The sequence below is a fragment of the Neorhizobium sp. IRS_2294 genome (genome assembly GCF_050500145.1).
Lineage (GTDB): Bacteria > Pseudomonadota > Alphaproteobacteria > Rhizobiales > Rhizobiaceae > Neorhizobium > Neorhizobium soli.
In genome coordinates, this window is sequence record NZ_CP191439.1 from 198,768 (window position 1) to 217,829 (window position 19,062).

General features: G+C 60.0%; 23 protein-coding genes. 11 read left to right on the top strand and 12 right to left on the bottom strand.

The window, feature by feature from the left end; genetic code table 11:
- The first annotated feature begins 11 nt into the window (after window positions 1–11).
- Window positions 12–533: an N-acetyltransferase family protein gene (locus ACQY1K_RS01005; RefSeq protein WP_430258060.1), complete on the top strand. Its 522-nt coding sequence runs from the start codon at window positions 12–14 to the stop codon at window positions 531–533.
- 40 nt (window positions 534–573) lie between these two features.
- Here the strand turns inward: ACQY1K_RS01005 and ACQY1K_RS01010 are convergent, their stop codons facing one another.
- Together ACQY1K_RS01010 and ACQY1K_RS01015 are read right to left on the bottom strand one after the other, a co-directional pair.
- Entirely contained in the window at window positions 574–1,815 is a 1,242-nt protein-coding gene (locus ACQY1K_RS01010; RefSeq protein ID WP_430258061.1) for an MFS transporter, read from the bottom strand.
- A gap of 48 nt (window positions 1,816–1,863) precedes the next feature.
- Window positions 1,864–2,481, bottom strand: coding sequence for a TetR/AcrR family transcriptional regulator (locus tag ACQY1K_RS01015; protein ID WP_430258062.1), 618 nt, complete (start codon window positions 2,479–2,481; stop codon window positions 1,864–1,866).
- A 143-nt stretch (window positions 2,482–2,624) separates the two neighbouring features.
- Between ACQY1K_RS01015 and ACQY1K_RS01020 the strand changes: the two genes are divergently transcribed.
- The gene (locus ACQY1K_RS01020; protein WP_092663866.1) at window positions 2,625–2,792 is read left to right on the top strand and encodes a hypothetical protein; all 168 of its coding nucleotides are present in this window, start codon (window positions 2,625–2,627) and stop codon (window positions 2,790–2,792) included.
- 93 nt (window positions 2,793–2,885) lie between these two features.
- Here the strand turns inward: ACQY1K_RS01020 and ACQY1K_RS01025 are convergent, their stop codons facing one another.
- A complete protein-coding gene (locus tag ACQY1K_RS01025) occupies window positions 2,886–3,986 on the bottom strand; it encodes a TRAP transporter substrate-binding protein (protein WP_113109343.1) in 1,101 nt (366 codons plus the stop codon).
- 161 nt (window positions 3,987–4,147) lie between these two features.
- On the bottom strand, window positions 4,148–5,254 hold the full coding sequence (locus tag ACQY1K_RS01030; protein WP_325263836.1) for a TRAP transporter substrate-binding protein: 1,107 nt from the start codon (window positions 5,252–5,254) through the stop codon (window positions 4,148–4,150).
- A gap of 254 nt (window positions 5,255–5,508) precedes the next feature.
- Between ACQY1K_RS01030 and mbfA the strand changes: the two genes are divergently transcribed.
- Complete coding sequence (mbfA, locus tag ACQY1K_RS01035; RefSeq protein ID WP_430258063.1) at window positions 5,509–6,492, top strand: iron exporter MbfA; 984 nt, start codon at window positions 5,509–5,511, stop codon at window positions 6,490–6,492.
- 125 nt (window positions 6,493–6,617) lie between these two features.
- Here mbfA and ACQY1K_RS01040 read toward each other — a convergent pair whose 3' ends face one another.
- Both ACQY1K_RS01040 and ACQY1K_RS01045 read right to left on the bottom strand, forming a co-directional pair.
- Window positions 6,618–7,232, bottom strand: coding sequence for a transglutaminase-like cysteine peptidase (locus ACQY1K_RS01040; RefSeq protein ID WP_430258064.1), 615 nt, complete (start codon window positions 7,230–7,232; stop codon window positions 6,618–6,620).
- A gap of 135 nt (window positions 7,233–7,367) precedes the next feature.
- Window positions 7,368–8,168, bottom strand: coding sequence for an alpha/beta fold hydrolase (locus tag ACQY1K_RS01045; RefSeq protein ID WP_113167008.1), 801 nt, complete (start codon window positions 8,166–8,168; stop codon window positions 7,368–7,370).
- 219 nt (window positions 8,169–8,387) lie between these two features.
- On the opposite strand from ACQY1K_RS01045, the gene infC reads away from it, so the two are divergent.
- The 6 genes from infC to pheT all read left to right on the top strand — a co-directional run bounded on the left by infC (window position 8,388) and on the right by pheT (window position 13,909).
- Window positions 8,388–8,924 (top strand): translation initiation factor IF-3, encoded by a 537-nt coding sequence (infC, locus tag ACQY1K_RS01050; RefSeq protein ID WP_062454094.1) that lies wholly within the window; start codon window positions 8,388–8,390, stop codon window positions 8,922–8,924.
- A gap of 197 nt (window positions 8,925–9,121) precedes the next feature.
- Window positions 9,122–9,325: a 50S ribosomal protein L35 gene (gene rpmI / locus ACQY1K_RS01055; protein WP_046793986.1), complete on the top strand. Its 204-nt coding sequence runs from the start codon at window positions 9,122–9,124 to the stop codon at window positions 9,323–9,325.
- A gap of 42 nt (window positions 9,326–9,367) precedes the next feature.
- Window positions 9,368–9,772: a 50S ribosomal protein L20 gene (gene rplT, locus ACQY1K_RS01060; RefSeq protein WP_062454093.1), complete on the top strand. Its 405-nt coding sequence runs from the start codon at window positions 9,368–9,370 to the stop codon at window positions 9,770–9,772.
- Window positions 9,773–9,924: 152 nt separating this feature from the next.
- Window positions 9,925–11,007, top strand: a complete 1,083-nt coding sequence (gene pheS, locus ACQY1K_RS01065; protein ID WP_062454092.1) for a phenylalanine--tRNA ligase subunit alpha — start codon at window positions 9,925–9,927, stop codon at window positions 11,005–11,007.
- A 26-nt stretch (window positions 11,008–11,033) separates the two neighbouring features.
- Complete coding sequence (locus ACQY1K_RS01070) at window positions 11,034–11,477, top strand: GFA family protein (RefSeq protein ID WP_430258065.1); 444 nt, start codon at window positions 11,034–11,036, stop codon at window positions 11,475–11,477.
- A complete protein-coding gene (gene pheT / locus ACQY1K_RS01075; protein ID WP_430258066.1) occupies window positions 11,474–13,909 on the top strand; it encodes a phenylalanine--tRNA ligase subunit beta in 2,436 nt (811 codons plus the stop codon). Before ACQY1K_RS01070 ends, pheT begins: the two co-directional genes overlap by 4 nt.
- Here pheT and ACQY1K_RS01080 read toward each other — a convergent pair.
- Complete coding sequence (locus tag ACQY1K_RS01080) at window positions 13,906–14,139, bottom strand: hypothetical protein (protein ID WP_430258067.1); 234 nt, start codon at window positions 14,137–14,139, stop codon at window positions 13,906–13,908. The genes pheT and ACQY1K_RS01080 overlap by 4 nt on opposite strands.
- Between ACQY1K_RS01080 and ACQY1K_RS01085 the strand changes: the two genes are divergently transcribed.
- On the top strand, window positions 14,132–14,749 hold the full coding sequence (locus tag ACQY1K_RS01085) for a hypothetical protein (protein ID WP_430258068.1): 618 nt from the start codon (window positions 14,132–14,134) through the stop codon (window positions 14,747–14,749). The two genes, ACQY1K_RS01080 and ACQY1K_RS01085, sit on opposite strands and share 8 nt — an antisense overlap.
- 107 nt (window positions 14,750–14,856) lie before the next feature.
- Here the strand turns inward: ACQY1K_RS01085 and ACQY1K_RS01090 are convergent, their stop codons facing one another.
- From ACQY1K_RS01090 to ACQY1K_RS01100, 3 genes are read right to left on the bottom strand one after another with little or no spacing between them, the layout of a single operon-like run.
- Window positions 14,857–15,081, bottom strand: coding sequence for a DUF3072 domain-containing protein (locus ACQY1K_RS01090; protein WP_062454087.1), 225 nt, complete (start codon window positions 15,079–15,081; stop codon window positions 14,857–14,859).
- Window positions 15,082–15,135: 54 nt separating this feature from the next.
- Window positions 15,136–16,131 carry an aldo/keto reductase gene (locus tag ACQY1K_RS01095; RefSeq protein ID WP_430258070.1) on the bottom strand — a complete coding sequence of 332 codons (996 nt, stop codon included), beginning with the start codon at window positions 16,129–16,131 and terminating at the stop codon, window positions 15,136–15,138.
- A gap of 60 nt (window positions 16,132–16,191) precedes the next feature.
- Entirely contained in the window at window positions 16,192–17,142 is a 951-nt protein-coding gene (locus ACQY1K_RS01100) for an aldo/keto reductase (protein WP_430258071.1), read from the bottom strand.
- Window positions 17,143–17,333: 191 nt separating this feature from the next.
- Between ACQY1K_RS01100 and ACQY1K_RS01105 the strand changes: the two genes are divergently transcribed.
- Complete coding sequence (locus ACQY1K_RS01105; protein ID WP_430255745.1) at window positions 17,334–18,320, top strand: Gfo/Idh/MocA family protein; 987 nt, start codon at window positions 17,334–17,336, stop codon at window positions 18,318–18,320.
- Here ACQY1K_RS01105 and ACQY1K_RS01110 read toward each other — a convergent pair.
- On the bottom strand, window positions 18,317–18,688 hold the full coding sequence (locus ACQY1K_RS01110; protein ID WP_192087645.1) for a hypothetical protein: 372 nt from the start codon (window positions 18,686–18,688) through the stop codon (window positions 18,317–18,319). The genes ACQY1K_RS01105 and ACQY1K_RS01110 overlap by 4 nt on opposite strands.
- 8 nt (window positions 18,689–18,696) lie before the next feature.
- Window positions 18,697–19,059 (bottom strand): transporter, encoded by a 363-nt coding sequence (locus ACQY1K_RS01115; protein WP_192087644.1) that lies wholly within the window; start codon window positions 19,057–19,059, stop codon window positions 18,697–18,699.
- Window positions 19,060–19,062 lie beyond the last annotated feature (3 nt).

A 19,062-nucleotide genomic window follows, 5' to 3' on the forward strand; every position in this document is an offset into this window, starting at 1 on the left:
AGGAGCAATGCATGACCCCGACCATCCGTATACTCGACGCCGCCGCCACCCGCGCTGCGATCCCCGATCTCAGTGACATCCTGTCCGATTGCATCAATGGCGGCGCATCGCTGGGCTTCATGCTGCCTTTCCAACCTCACGATGCGACCGCATACTGGAACAGCATCGCCGACGAGGTGGAAAAGGGCGCCATCATTCTGGCTGTCGCAGAGGTCGACGGCCGAGCGGTCGGCACCGTCCAGATCGGTCTTGCGTCGAAACCGAACCAGCCGCATCGGGGAGACCTGATGAAACTCCTCGTCCATCACAATGCCCGCGGCCTCGGCCTGTCGCGCATGCTGATGGAGGCCGTCGAAACGGAAGCCGCACGGCAGGGACGCACGCTTCTGGTGCTGGACACCGCAACCGGCAGCGATGCGGAACGCATCTATCCCCGCTTCGGCTGGGAACGCGTCGGCGTCATTCCCGACTACGCCCTGTGGCCGCAGGGTGGCCTCTGCGGCACGACGCTGTTTTACAAGCGGATCGGGTAAGCGCCATGAGTGGCCCGCAAAACACGCGGGCCATATCTCGTCATCGTTTTTCCGTGAGGAAATAGGCAAAGGCTGCGGCCGGCAGGGCGAGGCCGATCGCCGATGCGGCGAGCCAGCCGCCTTGCGCATAGGCCCAGGCACCGATCGCCGAACCCAGTGCTCCACCGACAAAGAAGGTGGCCATGAACAGGCCGTTCAAACGGCTGCGCAGCTCTGCATCAAGGCCGTAGATCGATCGCTGGCCGATCACCAGCGTCATCGACACGCCGAAATCGAGAGCGATGGCGGCCAGACCCAGCATCACCAGCGCAAAGGTCGAACCTTCGGGCGCGACATGGGTGATCAGGAAGGCGGCAACGACGGCGAGGATGCCGAAGGCGGTTGCCGGCCTGCCAAGTCCGCGGTCGGCCAACCGTCCGGCGATCGGAGACGCAACGGCACCGGCGACGCCGACAAGCGCGAAGATGGCGATGGCGCCCTGTCCCAGCTGGAAAGCGGGCCCTGCCAGCAGCAGCGGCGTCACCGTCCAGAACAGGCTGAACGCGAAGAACTGGGCGAACTGGTAGAAGGACCGTCGGCGCAAAAGCGGCTGCGTCGTATAGATCCGTCCCATCGACGCGATCAGGCCCGGATAGCGGAGTGTCGTCTTCGGCATGCGTCTCGGCAGGCGGACGGACAGCACCAGACCGACGGCAACCATCACCGCAGCCGACAGGAAGAACACGGTATGCCACGACGATAATCCTGCAATGAAGCTCGCGACGGGTCGCGCCATCATGATGCCGATCATCAGCCCGCTCATGACATTTCCAACGACCCGGCCGCGGCTCTCCTCCGGTGCAAGGTTTGCCGCAAACGGCACGATCATCTGCACCGCAGTGGAGGTGATGCCGATCGCAAGCGATGCCGCGAGGAAGGGAAGCGGCGTCGTCGAAAGCCCGGCCGCGATCAGGGCAACGCTCGTGGCGGAAATCATCAGGATGATCAGCCGGCGGTTCTCGACGAGATCACCGAGCGGCACCATGAACAGCAGGCCGAGACCATAGCCGATCTGCGTCAGCGTCACGATCAGGCCGGTGGCGCTTTCGGAAAGGCCGATCGATGCGGCAATCGGGCCTGCAAGCGGCTGCGCATAATAAAGGTTGGCGGCGATCAGACCGGCCGCGGCGGCCATGGTGAAGGCCATTACCGGGGAGAGGGTGGGCGCTGCGCTTGGCGATGTGGCCGCCGTTTCGGCGTCCGGCGAAGCCCGACGAGCGGGAGAAGAAACTGGGGATGTCATGGCTGGCTCTTGGGAGGAGAAAAGGGGAGGGAGAAAACAGACGTGCTGTCAGTCGAGAATTCTGAGCGCGGTTTCCACGGTGGCGATGGCGCGTTCCTGGCCCTGTCCGGCCTTTCCCGCGATCCGCAGTCCCTGGATCACGGCGTAGAAGAACTGCGCCGTCACCTCGGGATCGCTCCGATCCGAAATCGATCCGTCCGCCTGGCCCTCCCGAACCAGGTTTTCGAACAGACCTTCAATTCGTGCTTGCGATAGTTTCACGCGCCGATCCGTTTCGAGATCGAAAAGCGCAAGTTCGACGGCAGCGCCGACGACGAGGCATCCGCGTCGGCCAAGTTCGCCATGCGCCGAGTTTGCATAGTGATGCAGCGCAAGACGCATGCGTTCGCGGCCATTGCCACCAACGGCTATCGCGTCTGCAAGGGCTGTGTTGCGCACCTGCTTGTAGCGATCGAAGGAGGCGAGAAAGATCGCCTTCTTGTCCTTGAACGCCTTGTAGAGGCTTCCGGCCGTCAGCCCCATCGCGTCCTTGAGGTCCGCAATCGACGTCGCGTGATAACCCTGCTCGGAAAACACGACGATCGCCTTGTCCAGCGCCGCCTCGATTTCGAACTCGCGCGGGCGGCCTGCCATTCGCGCTGTATCGTTGAGGGTTTCGGTCGTCATAGCGGATTGCCTAATTAGGAAATGATCGTTTCCAAATAGGATCGGATTATGTTGTCGTCAAGCGAGATGTCGGTTTTTCGGGAACAGATCTTTGAGAGTTGAGTTGGAAACACCGTCACCAACCCCAAAAGCTGGAGGACATTATGAGCAAGAGTGACGTAGAACAGGCTGTAAAGCGCGCAGAACGCCAGGTGGAAAACACCAGTTCCGGCGGCCACCTCGGTGGTACCTATTACGGCCAGAGCGCCGACGGCAAGACCGCTTCGACAAATACCAATGTCGGCAGCAATCGACCGAATACCGGTAGCTAAGGTCATTGAGGCCCGTCTGAAAAGATAGGCCGAAGCTTTCAAAAGTTTCGAAAGCCCCGTCGCGTGCGGGGCTTTCATCGTTTTATTCGATGCTCAAAGCGTCCCTGCGCGCTGCTGCATCATCATGAACGTGTCGTAGCTGTATTCGGCCACCTGCGCCCAGAGATAGGAATCCTTCTTGAACGCCTGCTGGTGATCATAGATCTTCTTGAAGGCTGGGCTCTTCTGAGAAAGCTCGGCATAGGTTTCCATCGCAGCCTTGAAACAGACATCCAGAATGTCGCGGTTGAAGGCCTTCAGGATAGCGCCTTCGCCGACCAGTTTTTTCAGGGCGACAGCGTTATGGGCGTCGTAATTGGCAAGCATGCTCATGTTGGCTGCCGCGCAGGCATCGGTCAGGATCTGCTGGTAGCTCTTCGGCAGGCTGTTGAATTTTTCCAGGTTGAAGAAGGCATGCATGGCCGGGCCGCCTTCCCACCATGCCGGGTAGTAGTAGTATTTGGCGACCTTGACGAAGCCGAGCTTCTGATCGTCATACGGACCGACGAATTCGGTCGCATCGATCGTACCCTTTTCGAGCGCCGCATAGACATCGCCGCCGGCGATCTGCTGGGGCGTCACGCCGACCTTCTGCATCACCTGGCCGGCAAGGCCTGCAATGCGCATCTTCAGACCTTTGAGGTCGTCGATCGTGTTGATCTCCTTGCGGAACCAGCCGCCCATCTGCGTGCCGCTATTGCCGGCCGGCAGTGCGTAAAGGCCACGCGGCGCGAGAAACTCGTTGATCAGGTCGTTGCCGCCGTTCAGGAACCAGGCATTCGTCATGCGGGCATTGAGGCCGAACGGAATGGCGGTACCGAGCGCAAAGGCTGGATCCTGGCCGATGTAATAATAGGAGCATGTATGCGCCATCTCGACCGTGCCGTTGGCAACCGCATCGGCGGCCTGCAGAGCCGGCACCAGTTCACCGGCGCCATAGGTCTGGATGGTGAAATTGCCGTCCGTTGAATTCTTGACGCTGTTGGCAATCTGGGTCGCCGCATCGAAGATGATGTTCAGGCTCTTTGGAAAGGACGAGGTCAGCCGCCAGGTGATCTTCGGACGCTCCTGGGCGATTGCCGGCGTGGCCAACGCGGCAGCCGCGGCGCCGATGCCGGCAGTGGTAGCATTGTGCAGGAAACGTCTGCGATCCATGAAATATCCTCCTGAGATGTCTGAAAAATCTCGTTCAAGCCGTCTTGGTCTTAAAGCTCTTTTCCCGGCTCCGACAAGAGGAATCGACAGTGTTTGCCTTGCCGCAAAAGGAAAACCCCGGGCTGGGCCGGGGTTCTCGATCGAGCAGGTGCGCTTGATGATCAAAGCTTGCCGTTGCGCTGCTGGATCATCATGAACGTGTCGTAGGTGTAATCGGCGATCTGCGCCCAGAGGTAGGCATCCTTCTTGAAGGCCTGCTGGCTGTCGTAGATCTTTTTGAAGGCGGCGTTCTTGGCCGTGAGCTCCGCGTAGGTTTCCTGCGCCGCCGCATAGCTGGCATCGAGGATCTGCTGGTTGAAGGCCTTCAGCACGGCACCTTCCGACACCAGCTGACGCAGCGCCTTGGCGTTGCTAGCATCGTAGCGCGCCAGCATGTTCATGTTGGCGTTGGCGCAGGCATCTTTCAGAATGCGCTGATAGGATTTCGGCAGATTGTTGAACTTGTCGCGGTTGAAGAAGGCGTGGACGGCCGGGCCGCCTTCCCACCATGCCGGGTAGTAGTAGTATTTCGCGACCTTCACGAAGCCGAGCTTCTGATCGTCATACGGACCGACGAATTCGGTCGCATCGATCGTGCCCTTTTCGAGCGCCGCATAAACGTCGCCGCCGGCGATCTGCTGCGGCGTGACGCCGAGCTTGGTCATCACCTGGCCGGCAAGGCCGGCGATGCGCATCTTCAGACCCTTCAGGTCGTCGATCGTGTTGATCTCCTTGCGGAACCAGCCACCCATCTGGGCACCCGTATTGCCGGCCGGCAGCGCATAGAGATTGTAATTGCCGAGGAATTCGTTGAGCAGGTCGTTGCCCCCGCCGATCGAGAACCAGGAGTTCGTCTGGCGGGCATTGAGACCGAAGGGCACCGACGTGCCGAGCGCGAATGTCGGATCCTTGCCAATGTAATAGTAGGAGCAGGTATGCGCCATTTCGACGGTTCCGTTGGAAACAGCGTCTGCCGCTTGAAGGCCGGGCACAATTTCGCCGGCCGCGAATGTGTGGATGGTGAAGTTGCCGTCCGTCGCTTCCTTGACGCTTTGCGCGATATCGGTGGATGCGGCCCAGAGGATGTCGGTGTTCTTGGTAAAGGAGGATGTCATCCTCCAGGTGAGCTTGGGGCTTTCCTGCGCGATCGCGGGAGCGGCCAAAGCCCCGGCTGCAACTGCGCCGATTCCGGCGGTCCCTGCCTGCCGAAAGAAATGTCTGCGGTTCATACGGGTCATGCCTTTCTGACTGGCCCTTGACGGCCGGTAACTTCATTTCACCGGTCCTCACCGGCGTCTGCTCTTAATCCGATCATTTCGTCACCGGCAAGTAAAAAGTGCAGGAAGTTGCGCTGCGCTGCAGCATTGGTTTGCGAATATTGCGCGCGAATTTTTTTCTCAAACGGATCGAAGGGCACGGTTTGGAGTGACTTGAACTTTCACACAAAAAAGTTAGGTTAGAATTATTCTAATAAGGAGCTTCGATGTTCACTCGTTTGGTGCCCGGGTCCCGCCGGGCGTTTTTGTCGCTGAGCGAAGAGGAAATCCTCGCTCTTGCCATCTCGTCGGAAGAGGAGGATGCGCGCATCTATCTCTCCTACGCGAAGAACCTGAAAGAGGCATATCCGAGCTCCGCAAAGGTGTTCGAGGACATGGCCGAGGTCGAGCAGACGCACAAGAACATGCTGATCCAGATGTTTCGCTCCCGCTTCGGCGAGAACATTCCGCTGATCCGCAGAGAGCATGTGCAGGGATTTTACGCCCGCAAGCCCGACTGGCTGATGCGCAATCTGCCGCTCGACAAGATCCGCGAACAGACGGAAGCGATGGAGCGCCAGGCGGCACGGTTCTATCGCGAGGCCGCCAAAAGGGTATCGGATGCCTCGACGCGGCAGCTCCTGGGCGATCTGGCCTTGGCGGAGGACGGGCATGAAGACATCGCCCGGATGCTCAGCGAAAAGCACGTACCCGAGGAAACGCGTTCGGAAGAAGACCTGTCTGCCCGGCGTCAGTTTATCCTGACCTATGTCCAGCCAGGGCTTGCCGGCCTTATGGACGGTTCGGTTTCGACACTGGCGCCGATCTTTGCGGCAGCATTCGCCACGGGCGATACCTGGTCGACCTTCCTGATCGGTCTGTCCGCATCGGTCGGTGCGGGTATCTCGATGGGCTTTACCGAAGCCGCACACGACGACGGCAAGATTTCCGGTCGAGGCTCGCCCATCAAGCGTGGATTTGCCTCAGGCATCATGACCGCCATCGGCGGGCTCGGCCATACGCTGCCCTATCTCATTCCGCATTTCTGGACGGCCACGATCGTTGCCGCGATCATCGTCTTCTTCGAACTCTGGGCGATCGCTTTCATTCAGAACCGTTACATGGAGACACCGTTCTTCAAGGCTGTCTTCCAGGTCGTGTTCGGCGGCTCGCTGGTCCTGGCCGCAGGTATCCTGATCGGCAACGGATAGCGCGCTGGTTATCGGTTCGCCGCAGCCGGCGCATCGACAGCAAAAAAGAAGACCCGCCGCTGCAAAGCAGGGCGGGTCTTATCATTTCTGCTAGATGATGCGGACCGTCGTCTGAACGGATGGCTTTACCGGAGAGCGCCGACGAGAAGATCGCGGCCATTTTCGATGGTGACCCAACGCCCTGCGTTGAACGAAGCCTGGCGCTTCAGGAAAGTGTAATGCGTAGCTGTCCAGGGCAGGACATCGTTATCAAGATTGTCGAGAATGAAATCTCCATCCTCAGTGCGAAGCGTCAGAACGGCGTGACCTTCTCCATCCGGCTTGCGCACGACCGTCATCAGAAGGTCGGAATAACTGAAGCCTGCTTCGGCGAGTTCCTTGCGCTTCTGCAACGCGAAATCCTCGCAGTCGGCGAAGATGGTCGGATAGGTCCAGAACTCTTCCCGACCGTAAGCATCCATGTCGGTCTTGGCTATATAGCGCTCGTTGACTTCCAGGTTGATCCGGCGAACCGTTTGCCAGCTGTCTTCGTTGAGTTTGGGAGCGGGCGCCGACCGGCTCTTCAGAGAACATTCCGCGGGCAGACGCTGGCAGAACTCGAAATGGCCGATCGGTTGCGACGTCACGTCACCGGTCACCATCGATGCAATCGACCGCGGAGCCGGCATTGCGGCGCCCGCAGGCACCAGCGCGCACAAAAGGATCACCGCAAAGCGCCGTACCAGCAAGGCTTTCATCATGACCCGTCCCTTAAAGTCCTAACGAAAAGTTAAGGGCCGAATGGGGGTCAAGTCAATCGTTCAGGTTTTGTTAATCTTCATTAAAACTGCTTTATGGTTAACAATGCTGCATTCTCGCATCAGCCCAAAATTTACTCATTTATTTATTAGGCCCATGATTGCACCCCTCATTTTTTCGATATCCTGAGGCCTGGAAAGGCGGTGATCACCGTCACGTACAAGCGTCAGCGTCACGTCGTCGGCAGGCAGGAATTCCATGAGTTTCAGCGCGTGTTCATAAGGCACGTCGCGGTCGTTCATTCCCTGAAGGATATGCACGGGGCAACCGGTTTCGATAATGCCGGTCAGTACTCGGTTGCGTGCTCCATCCTCAAGCAGGTCGCGGGTGTAGATATCAGGTTCGCTGCTATATTCGGAGGGTTCCTCGACATAGCCGTTGACAGCAAGCGACTGTCGCTGCTCTTCCGTCAGATGCGGCTCGATCAGCTCCCCCGTAAAATCGGGGGCGGGGGCAATCAGCACCATTCCCTCGACTTTGGGTGACCCGACGCGCTTCTTCAGTTCCTGTGCCACACGAAGCGCGATCCAGCCGCCCATCGACGAGCCGACCAAGACCACGCTTTTCGGCTTTGTGTGGTCGAGAACGGCAAGAGCTTCTTCCAGCCAGCGGGAAATCGTGCCGTCACGAAACGCACCGCCTGAGGCGCCGTGGCCGGAATAGTCGAAGCGGATGCACTCAGCGCCGAGCGTCTCGGCCAGCGCGTCAAGTTCGACGGCTTTGGTGCCCGTCATGTCCGATCGGTAGCCGCCGAGCCAGACGAAGGCCGCGTTGTCGTTGGAAGCGGATGCCTGCCTGACGAGAATTGCGATCTCGCGCATTGTCTCTGCGGTGCCAACCGGAATGCGGATAAGGTCTGATGGGGCGGTCGCTGACATGTGGGTCTCCTTGACGTCGCAGCCTCCGATTGCGTCAAACAGAGGCATCCTGAAAGGCGGGCATCTATAAATCACATTGTCAGACGATTGCAGCAGGTGATTTTTCCCCGCGTATATGGTATTGACATCTATCCAGTGATGACGACATTCCGCTTTCGGCTGCAGCCAAGCGAGGAATTGTCGTTGCTGCGTGCTGAAATTATCTAGGAGAACACGACCATTCGCAGACCATTCAAAGCCGATGCCCCCGTCAAGGAAGGCCCGCGCTCAAACCGGGAAATCCGCGTTCCCAAGGTCCAGCTTATCGATGCCGAAGGCTTGAATCTCGGTGCGATACCGACCGACCAGGCCCTCAAGATGGCCGAGGACGCCGGACTCGATCTCGTCGAGATCTCGCCGAACAACGATCCGCCGGTATGCAAGATCCTCGATCTTGGTAAGCTGAAATACGCGAACCAGAAGAAGGCGTCTGAAGCGCGCAAGAAGCAGAAGATCGTCGAAATCAAAGAAATCAAGATGCGCCCGAACATCGACACCCATGACTATGAGGTGAAGATGAAGGCGATGAACCGGTTCTTTGAGGAAGGCGACAAGGTAAAGGTGACGCTGAAGTTCCGTGGCCGCGAAATGGCCCACCAGGAACTCGGCATGAAGCTTCTGCTGCAGGTCAAAGAAGACACTGTCGAAATCGCCAAGGTGGAAGCCGAGCCCAAGCTCGAAGGCCGCCAGATGATGATGGTGCTGGCGCCGAAGTAAGCGCCACGCCAATCGCCCCGTGCCTTTAGAAGGTCAGGGTATCGGCGTTGTCACGCCATTCTTCTTATCCCATTGCGCTTTTAATCCTCTGCGGTTATAAGCGCGCGTCCGAACGGTCCGGCAGGGCATGCCGTGGCAGTTCAAAATGCTTGGAATTCGCATCGTCTGTGGTTCCGATACAATTATGGAGTAGCAAAATGCCCAAGATGAAGACGAAATCGGCTGCCAAGAAGCGATTCAAGGTAACCGCGACCGGTAAGGTCGTTGCCGCCGCTGCTGGCAAGCGCCACGGCATGATCAAGCGTTCCAACAAGTTCATCCGCGATGCACGCGGCACGATGATCCTCGCTGAGCCTGACGGCAAGAAGGTTATCAAGAACTACCTGCCGAACGGTCTCTAAGACTCATTCGACGATTTGGAACAGTTTTAAGGAGATCATGACATGGCACGCGTAAAACGTGGCGTAACTTCCCGCGCCAAGCACACCAAGACACTCAAGGCAGCCAAGGGCTTCTACGGCCGCCGCAAAAATACCATCCGCGCCGCAAAGGCAGCAGTCGATCGTTCGCGTCAGTTCGCAACGCGCGACCGTCGCGTCAAGAAGCGCAACTTCCGCGCTCTCTGGATCCAGCGTATCAACGCCGCTGTGCGCGAATCCGGCCTGACCTACGGCCGCTTCATCGACGGCCTCAACAAGGCTGGCATCGAAGTCGACCGCAAGGTCCTGTCTGACCTGGCAATCCATGAGCCTGCAGCATTCGGCGCTCTCGTCGAAGCTTCCAAGACGGCTCTGGCCTACCTCAAGGACGCCGGCACGAAGAACGAGTTTGAAAGCGCGGTCAAGTAACCAGCGCTTCCCAAGCTTGTAGCTGATAGAGTTTGGGGAACCCGCGCTGGCAGTGAGCTGGCGCGGGTTTTTCTTTTGTCGGCTTTCATGTTTTGTCCGCCAGCAGTCGCATTCGAATCCGCTTCATTGTCCGAGCATCAACGGAACACATCATGTCCGATCTGGAAAATCTGAAAACCTCGCTTCTGGCTGAAATCGAAGGTGCCAGCGATGAGGCGTCGATCGAAGCCGTGCGCGTCAACGCGCTTGGCAAGAAAGGCTCCGTCTCCGAGCTCCTGAAGACACTCGGCGGCATGTCTGCGGAAGAACGCCAGACCCGCGGCGCCGCAATCAACGCGCTGAAGACCGAGGTCACTGAGGCGATCACCAGCCGCAAGACGATGCTGAAGGACGCAGCGATCGACGCGCGCCTGAAGGCCGAAACTCTCGATGTGTCGCTGCCGGTGCGCTCCTCTCCGGCCGAGCGCGGCCGTATTCACCCGATCAGCCAGATCACCGATGAAATCACTGCGATCTTCGCAGACATGGGCTTCTCGATCGCCGAGGGCTCTGATGTCGAGACCGATTACTATAACTTCACCGCGCTGAATTTCCCGGAAGGCCACCCCGCCCGCGAAATGCACGACACGTTCTTCTTCCAGCCGGATGAAAAGGGCGAGCGCAAGGTGCTGCGCACCCACACTTCGCCGGTCCAGGTTCGCACCATGGAAGCGCAGGACCCGCCGATCCGCATCATCATTCCCGGCAAGACCTACCGCCAGGATTCCGACGCGACCCATTCGCCGATGTTCCATCAGGTCGAAGGCCTCGTGGTCGACAAGAAGGCGCATGTGGGCAATCTGCGCTATGTGCTGGAAGAGTTCTGCAAGACCTTCTTCGAAGTTCCGTCGGTGACGATGCGGTTCCGCCCATCCTTCTTCCCGTTCACCGAACCGTCCTTCGAAGTCGATATCCAGTGCGACCGTTCAGGCCCGATCGTGAAGTTCGGCGAAGGCACCGACTGGATGGAAATCCTCGGCTGCGGCATGGTGCATCCCAATGTGCTCCGCGCCGGTGGGCTCGATCCGGACGAGTATCAGGGCTTTGCCTGGGGCATGGGCCTCGATCGTATCGCCATGCTGAAATACGGCATGCCGGACCTGCGCGACTTCTTCAATGCCGACGTCCGCTGGATGAACCACTACGGTTTCCGCCCGCTCGACATGCCGACATTGTTTGGTGGGTTGAGCCAGTAACCGGAACCATTGCGGACGGAATTGCCATGAGTGAGATGGTCACGCGACAAGAGAGGGTGCATCGTGGCGGCTGCCGCTGCGGCGCGATCCGCTTTGAGGTCATCGCTGACCCGATCTACGCCAGTTACTGCCACTGCACCGACTGCCGGAAAGCAACCGGTGCGCCTGTCGCGGCATTTGTCGGGTTCGAAACCGACGACGTGACTTTCGCAGGCGAGACCGGATCGAGCTACGGCATAGCACCCGTCAAACGCAGCTTCTGCGCGACCTGCGGCGCACCGATTGCCTATACCGATGAGCGGCTCGCCGACCGGATCTACTTTATGCTCGGCGCCATGGATGCGCCGGAAAACTATCCGCCCAGCGTGCACGGTTACGTGCGCGAAGAGCTTCCTTTCTTCCATATCGATGACGGCCTGCCACGGTTGGAAACCATGACCGTGCAGAGACCTTCAGGAGAAAACCGATGAAATTCACGCTGTCCTGGCTCAAGGATCACCTTGAAACCGATGCCAATCTCGAGCAGATCTGCGAGCGCCTGACGGCGATCGGGCTGGAAGTCGAGGATGTCGATGACAAGGCAGCCTACAAGCCCTTCGTCATCGCAAAGGTCCTGTCGGCGGAAAAACATCCGGAGGCGGACCGCCTGAAGGTTCTTTCCGTCGATGCCGGTCCAGATGTGAACGGCGGCAAGCCGCTGCAGATCGTCTGCGGCGCGCCGAATGCCCGCGCCGGCCTGGTCGGTGCGCTTGCGCGTCCGGGCGATTACGTTCCGGGTATCGATGTGACGCTTGCCATCGGCAAGATCCGCGGCGTCGAAAGCCACGGCATGATGTGCTCCGAAAAGGAGCTGAACATGTCGGAAGATCATAACGGCATCATCGATCTTCCCGAAGATGCCCCGGTCGGTACCTCTTTCGCCGCCTATGCCGGCCTCGACGATCCGATGATCGAGATCAACCTGACGCCGAACCGTCCCGATTGCACTTCGATCTATGGCATCGCCCGTGATCTTGCCGCATCCGGCCTCGGCACGCTGAAGCAGCGCGCAGAACCCCAGCTCAAGCTCGAAGGCGAGACCTCGGTCGGCCTGTCGATCGATCTCGATGATGACAACCTGTGCCCCGGCTTCGGCATCCGCCTTGTGCGAGGCGTGAAGAACGGTGCAAGCCCGGCATGGATGCAGACGCGCCTGAAGGCGATCGGCCTGCGTCCGATCAATGCTCTGGTCGACATCACCAACTACATGACCTTCGACCAGGGCCGGCCGATGCACGTCTTCGATGCCGCCAAGGTCAAGGGCGATCTGGTCGTTCGCCGCGCCAGCGAAGGCGAAACGATCCTGGCGCTCGATACCCGCGAGTACAAGCTTACGCCCAGCAACGTCGTCATCGCCGATGACAACGGCGTCGAATCGATCGGCGGCATCATGGGCGGCGAGCATTCCGGCTGCGACGAGAACACCGTCGATGTTCTGATCGAATCGGCATTGTGGGACCCGATCAACATCGCGAAATCCGGCCGCGCGCTCGGCATCATCACCGATGCCCGCTACCGCTTCGAACGCGGCGTTGATCCAGCCTATATGCTGCCCGGCCTCGACCGCACCACGCAACTGGTGCTGGAACTTTGCGGCGGCACGGCTGCCGAAGCAAAGGTCGTCGGGTACACGGCATATGAGCCGAAGATCGTCGATTTCCCCTTCGCCGAGGTCAAGCGCCTGACCGGCCTTGAGATCTCGTCGGAGGAAAGCCGCCAGATCCTCGATCGTCTGGGCTTCACGGTTGAAGGTTCAGGCGAACGCGTGTCGGTCAAGGTCCCGTCCTGGCGTCCGGATGTCGATGGCAAGGCTGATCTCGTCGAAGAGGTCATGCGCATCCACGGCGTTGATCACATCAAGCCGGAGCCTCTCGAAAGCATCGGCAGCGTCAACGGCAAGATCCTGACCACGTTGCAGATCCGCACCCGCACGGCCAAGCGTGCACTCGCTGCCCGCGGCATGCTGGAAGCCGTCACCTGGTCGTTCATTCCGGAGGCGCAGGCAAAGCTGTTCGGCGGCGGCGCACCGTCGCTGAAGCTCGCCAACCCGATCGCCGCCGATATGTCGGACATGCGTCCCTCGCTGCTGCCGGGTCTGCTGACCGCTGCCCAGCGCAATGCCGACAAGGGTTTGGGCGATGTGGCCATCTTCGAAGTCTCCGGCACCTACGAGAACGACACGCCGGAAGGCCAGCGTCGCGTTGCCGGCGGTATCCGCCGCGGCACGGCATCGATCAACGGCGCAGGGCGCCTCTGGTCGAACGGTGCCAAGGGCGGCGGCAAGCCGGTGGATGTCTATGACGCCAAGGCCGATGCGCTGGCAGTCATCGAAGCCTGCGGTCTCCCCATGTCGAACGTGCAGGTCGAACAGGGTGGCCCCGCCTGGTATCATCCGGGTCGCTGCGGCACGATCAAGATGGGTCCGAAGATCGTGCTTGGCACGTTCGGCGAATTCCATCCGAAGACGCTGTCGGCGCTCGATGTCTCCGGCGCGCTCTGCGGCTTCGAAGTCTATCTCGACGCCATGGCCGAGCCGAAGAAGAAGGCGACCCGAACCAAGCCGCCGCTGGAGCTATCGCCCTTCCAGGCCGTCAAGCGCGATTTCGCCTTCGTGGTGGAATCGACCGTCGAAGCCGGCGCCATCGTCAAGGCCGCAACCAGTGCCGACCGCAAGCTGATCTCGGGCGTCAACGTGTTCGACGTCTTCGAAGGCGCGTCTGTGGGCGAGGGCAAGAAGTCGGTCGCGATCGAGATCCTGATCCAGCCGGTCGACAAGACGCTGACGGACGAGGATTTCGAGGCACTCACGGCGAAGATCGTCGCCAATGTCGTCAAGGTCACCGGCGGCGTTCTGCGCGCCTAACTGGCGCGCTGGAAACGCCATTCCTGTGTCCTGCCGCCATATCCATAGCATGCGGCACGAACGTCCTGAACATAGATGTAGCTCTCCTCATGCAGATCGCCGAGGAGAGCCGCAAATCCCGCAAAGGCCGCCTGGATAAAGGCGGCCTTTTCGCTTTTGGTATTGGTTTTGCGGGTTTCAACCGGGCGTGGTAACTTCACAAGAATCGTGAAGGAAGGGCCGGTGCGCAAGCCAAATTCCATGAAGGGGCTGGAGGAGCTAGGCCGGGTCAGGCTATCGGAAAACTTCTTCTTCCGCGATTTCCTGTTTTCCGAGATTGCCGCGGTCTATGGCCTGGCCAATGTCCCTGACGATCCGCATCTGGCGATCGAGGCGGGGCGGCGCCTTTGTGAAGAGTTGCTGGAACCGCTGCAGGCGACATTCGGCCGGCTGCATGTGCGCTCAGGTTACCGCGCAGCTGAAGTCAACGCATTCGGCAATATCAGGGGACTGAACTGCGCCACCAATGCTGCCTCGTCTGCGGACCATATCTGGGATCTTCGCGATGCCGATGGCTGTATGGGGGCAACGGCCTGTATCGTCGTCCCTTGGCTGATCGACAATGTCAGCGAGGAGGGCGACTGGCGAAAGCTCGCCTGGTGGATCCACGATCACCTGCCCTATGCCTCGCTCTGCTTTTTCCCAAAACTCTGGGCCTTCAACATCCAGTGGCATGAGCGGCCGATTCGGCGGATCACGAGCTATGCCCAGCCGAGGGGACTCCTGACAAAGGCCGGAATGGCCAACCATGGTGGCGACCATTCGGAGTGGTACCAGGGCTTTCCGAAGTTGAGGCGATAGTGCCTCATCGAGATAGGAATGCACGACCGACTGCACTGCCTGCTCTTCGGACATGACGAGGCCCTCCCCAGGCTCTACGATAGCAGAACCCGGGGAAGGCTCAACACTCACATTTTCATCTTCTCGCGCAGCGCATCGATTCGCTTGGAGGCTTCGGCCTTGGACAGATCTTCGGCGAAAGCGTCGGGCTCTTTCGCCTGCTCGCTGAGGGTCTTAAGATAGGAGCCCTGGGCGCCGGTCATCGGCTCGTCACCGGTGACCCAGTCATCCGGGTCCTTCTCGGTGTTCGATGCGGGATCCGGGTCAGTCTTCGGGTTATGTATGTCGCTCATAGTTTCCTCACCGTTTGGATGTTCCTTAAACGTTCTCGGTGAAACGAAGTTCCATCAGCGGCGCGGTGTCCATGCCGCCTGTCCGCCGTAACGCGCACCGGCGATCTTGTCGGGAGACAGCATGTCGTCGAGGCGCTTCACGTCGTCGGCGGTCAGCACGACGTCGGCCGCTCCGGCATTCTGCTCCAGATTGGGGATTTTGCGCGCGCCGGGAATGGGCACGATGAAGTCGCCTTTGGCGAGTACCCAGGCAAGAGCAAGCTGCGCCGCCGTGATGCCCTTTTCCGACGCCATCTGTTCGACAAGCCGGACCAGCGCCAGGTTCGCCTCCATATTCTCAGCCTCGAAGCGCGGCATGGTGCGGCGCAGATCACCCTCGCCGAATTCCGACGTGTTCTGGATCTTGCCGGTCAGGAACCCGCGGCCGAGCGGGCTGAACGGCACGAAGCCGATCCCCAGCTCACGGCAGGTATCGAGCACATCGCCCTCGGGATCGCGGGTCCAGAGAGAGTATTCGCTCTGCAGCGCCGCAATCGGGTGCACCGCATGGGCGCGCCGGATGATGTCAGGGCTTGCCTCCGACAGGCCAAGCGCGCGCACCTTGCCTGCCTTCACCAGCTCCGCCATCGCTCCTACCGTCTCCTCGATCGGCACATCAGGATCAACGCGGTGCTGGTAGAAGAGATCGATGACGTCAACGCCGAGGCGTTTCAGCGAGGCTTCGGCAACCGCGCGCACCTGCTCCGGCCGGCTGTCGAGACCGGACATTGCGCTTGAGTCCTTTTTAGTGGGATCGATCTTGAAGCCGAACTTGGTGGCGATCACCACCTTGCCGCGGAACGGCTTCAACGCCTTGCCGACCAGCTCCTCGTTTATGTAGGGACCATAGACTTCGGCCGTGTCGAAGAAATTGACACCGATCTCGACGGCGCGGTGGAGCGTCGTGATCGACGTTGCTTCATCCTGCCCGCCATAGGCATGGCTCATGCCCATGCAGCCAAGGCCAATCGCCGAGACCGTCAGTTCAGTTCCAAGCTTGCGTGTCTGCACGGGGATTCTCCAGGTTGGGCTTTGAGGAGGGTCCGGCGGGAGGTCCGCCGGAGGGATCGATCAGGCACCGGCCTCGTTGAGCAGCGCCATCTGCGCGTCGGTGAGCGTGAGTCTGCCGGCCGCAAGGATTGCTTCGAGCTGCTTCAGGCTGGTGGCGCTGGCGATCGGCGCGGTAATGCCCGGCCGCGCGGCAACCCAGGCAATCGAAATCGCAGCCAGGCTTTCGCCGGTTTCCGCGGCAACCTTGTCCAGAGCTGCAAGCACCTTCAGGCCCCGGTCGTTGATATAGTCGTGCATGCGATTGCCGCGCGTCTTGCCTTCGGCATCTTCGGCCTTGCGATACTTGCCCGTCAGGAAGCCAGCCGCCAGCGCGTAGTAGCTGATGACGCCGATATCCTTTGCGATGCAAAGGTCCGCAAGCGGGCCTTCGAACTTTTTGCGGGTATAGAGATTGTATTCCGGCTGCAGCACATCGTAACGGGGCAAGCCGTTTTTGTCCGCAGCGTCGAGAGAAGCCTGCAGCTGTTCGGCACTGAAGTTCGAGCAGCCGATCGCGCGCACCTTGCCGGCATCCTTCAGCTTCGCAAGAGCGCCAAGCGTCTCTTCGTGCGGCGTATCGTCATCGGGAAAATGCGAGAGGTAGAGGTCGATATAGTCAGTCTGCAACCGCTGCAGGGATTTTTCGACGGCTTCCACCACCCACTTCGCCTTCAGCTTCTTGTCGTCGCCCATGGTGGGGTAACCGAACTTCGTGACGATAACCGCCTTGTCGCGGGCCACCGTGCCGCGCTTCAGCCAGTTGCCGATCACGGTCTCGCTCTCGCCACCCTGATGTCCCGGCGCCCATGCGGAATAGACGTCGGCGGTGTCGATCGTATTGAACCCCGCCTCGAAGAACGCGTCCAGCATCTCGAAAGAGGTTTTTTCGTCCGCGGTCCAGCCGAACACGTTGCCGCCGAAAACGACGGGCGAGATGGAAAGTCCGGTACGGCCGAGCAAGCGCATGTCCATGATGGTCTCCAGATAGATGACGTGGGGAAGCGATGAGTGCTGAAGGATGAAACTAGGCTGATTGGATCGACTGTCAAACCGACAAGCGGGCACAAGGTTTCAGCACTGCCGACAACGACAGTTGCCCGCCCGACCAAGCGGCCCTAGGTTAGCCTCCCAATGACTGTCTGTGAATGTGTGGAGGCACTACTATGTTGCGTTTTGGAATCCTGTCGACGGCGAAAATCGGACGGGACGCTGTCGTTCCCGCACTGCTAGACGCCGAAAACTGCGTGGTCAGCGCCGTTGCCAGCCGTGACATTGCCAAGGCGCGCGCATTTGCGGACCGGTTCGGCGTGCCACATGCGTTCGGATCCTATGACGAGATGCTGGCCTCCGACATGATCGATGCCGTCTATATCCCGCTGCCGACCAGCCAGCATGTGGAATGGTCGATCAAGGCGGCTGAGGCCGGCAAGCATGTTCTCTGCGAAAAGCCGATCGCGCTGAAGGCGAGCGAGATCGAGCGACTGATAGCGGCAAGGGATGACAACAGCGTCCTGATTTCCGAAGCCTTCATGGTCACCTATGCGCCCGTCTGGCACAAAGTGCGCGACCTTCTGAAGGAGGGCGCGATCGGCGACCTCAAGCATGTCCAGGGCGCCTTCAGCTATTTCAACCGCGATCCTGACAACATGCGCAACATCCCGGAACTCGGCGGCGGCGCGCTGCCGGATATCGGCGTCTATCCGACGATCGCGACCCGCTTTGTCACCGGTAAAGAACCGGTTCGAGTCCAGGCCAAGGTGGAGCGCGACCCGGATTTCGGCACGGATATCTATGCAAGCGTCAAGGCAGCCTTCGAGACATTCGAAATGAGCTTCTACATCTCTACCCAGATGGCGAGCCGCCAGCTCATGGTCTTCCACGGCACGGAGGGCACGATCGAGGTCAAGTCTCCCTTCAATGCCGACCGCTGGGGCGCCGAAGAGATCGAACTCACCAACCAGAAGCACAACGTCTCGCAGATCTTCCGCTTCCCCGACAGCCGCCAGTATCGCCGCCAGGCAGAAGCTTTCGCGAAGGCAGCCATGGGCGAGGCGGCAGACATCGTGACGCTCGAGAACTCGCTTCTCAACCAGCGCTTCATCGACGCGATCTACCGCGCCGGTGAAACCGACGGCTGGGAGACGGTCTAGTCTTCTTCCCGCCACCGGCGAATGCGCCAAAGTCCGGCGATGAGGAACGCCACCGCTCCCAGCCAGGACGCGCCAAAATGCGCCAGCGGTTGGACCTGTTGCGCTCGGATCGTCAACACGGCGAAGATCCCGTAGCTGAGCAGAACGACGACGGCCAACAAAGGTCGAAGGCCAGGCCGCTTGGCAAGCGCAACCGGCGCCGGAAGGAGCCGGTTCAAAAAGATCGTCCCGGCAATCCCGAGCCCGAGCGAGAGAAGGCGTGCCGCAAGCGCTCCCATGTCGACTACCCTTGTCAAGGCCAGCAGCAGCGCTCCATCGGCAAGGATCAGCACAAGCAGCAGGAGGGTGAGGCGGATCCCGGTGCGCATGCCCGGCCTCAGCCGTTGATCGCCAGGAGGCCGGCAAAGATCAGTCCGGCTCCCAGCCCGTAACGCAGGGTAAGCGGTTCGCCGAAGACGATATGCGCCAGCAGCGGCACGAAACAGAAGGTCAGCCCCATGAAGGAATAGGCGATCGTCAGAGGCACGGATTTGAGGACGTAGATCCAGACGATCGTTCCGAAGCCGTAAAGCGCCAACGCCGCGATCAGGATCGGGTTGGCGGCAAGCGCCGTAAGTCCGCGCAACGAAAAATCCCCGGCCGTATTGCTGGTCATCTTGAACAGAACCTGGCCCATGGCGATCAGCAGTGGCGTGCCGAGAAGGCCGATCCAGGTGACGGGGGTGAGCGACGCGAACATGAG

Coding starts and splice junctions, on each gene's coding strand:
- ACQY1K_RS01100 (WP_430258071.1), bottom strand. CDS start 17,142: ATGGACATGCGCTTGCTCGGCCGTACCGGACTTTCCATCTCGCCCGTC.
- ACQY1K_RS01010 (WP_430258061.1), bottom strand. CDS start 1,815: ATGACATCCCCAGTTTCTTCTCCCGCTCGTCGGGCTTCGCCGGACGCC.
- ACQY1K_RS01040 (WP_430258064.1), bottom strand. CDS start 7,232: ATGATGAAAGCCTTGCTGGTACGGCGCTTTGCGGTGATCCTTTTGTGC.
- rplT (WP_062454093.1), top strand. CDS start 9,368: ATGGCACGCGTAAAACGTGGCGTAACTTCCCGCGCCAAGCACACCAAG.
- pheT (WP_430258066.1), top strand. CDS start 11,474: ATGAAATTCACGCTGTCCTGGCTCAAGGATCACCTTGAAACCGATGCC.
- ACQY1K_RS01025 (WP_113109343.1), bottom strand. CDS start 3,986: ATGGATCGCAGACGTTTCCTGCACAATGCTACCACTGCCGGCATCGGC.
- ACQY1K_RS01105 (WP_430255745.1), top strand. CDS start 17,334: ATGTTGCGTTTTGGAATCCTGTCGACGGCGAAAATCGGACGGGACGCT.
- ACQY1K_RS01005 (WP_430258060.1), top strand. CDS start 12: ATGACCCCGACCATCCGTATACTCGACGCCGCCGCCACCCGCGCTGCG.
- pheS (WP_062454092.1), top strand. CDS start 9,925: ATGTCCGATCTGGAAAATCTGAAAACCTCGCTTCTGGCTGAAATCGAA.
- ACQY1K_RS01115 (WP_192087644.1), bottom strand. CDS start 19,059: ATGTTCGCGTCGCTCACCCCCGTCACCTGGATCGGCCTTCTCGGCACG.
- ACQY1K_RS01070 (WP_430258065.1), top strand. CDS start 11,034: ATGAGTGAGATGGTCACGCGACAAGAGAGGGTGCATCGTGGCGGCTGC.
- ACQY1K_RS01015 (WP_430258062.1), bottom strand. CDS start 2,481: ATGACGACCGAAACCCTCAACGATACAGCGCGAATGGCAGGCCGCCCG.
- ACQY1K_RS01030 (WP_325263836.1), bottom strand. CDS start 5,254: ATGAACCGCAGACATTTCTTTCGGCAGGCAGGGACCGCCGGAATCGGC.
- ACQY1K_RS01045 (WP_113167008.1), bottom strand. CDS start 8,168: ATGTCAGCGACCGCCCCATCAGACCTTATCCGCATTCCGGTTGGCACC.
- ACQY1K_RS01090 (WP_062454087.1), bottom strand. CDS start 15,081: ATGAGCGACATACATAACCCGAAGACTGACCCGGATCCCGCATCGAAC.
- ACQY1K_RS01110 (WP_192087645.1), bottom strand. CDS start 18,688: ATGCGCACCGGGATCCGCCTCACCCTCCTGCTGCTTGTGCTGATCCTT.
- rpmI (WP_046793986.1), top strand. CDS start 9,122: ATGCCCAAGATGAAGACGAAATCGGCTGCCAAGAAGCGATTCAAGGTA.
- ACQY1K_RS01020 (WP_092663866.1), top strand. CDS start 2,625: ATGAGCAAGAGTGACGTAGAACAGGCTGTAAAGCGCGCAGAACGCCAG.
- mbfA (WP_430258063.1), top strand. CDS start 5,509: ATGTTCACTCGTTTGGTGCCCGGGTCCCGCCGGGCGTTTTTGTCGCTG.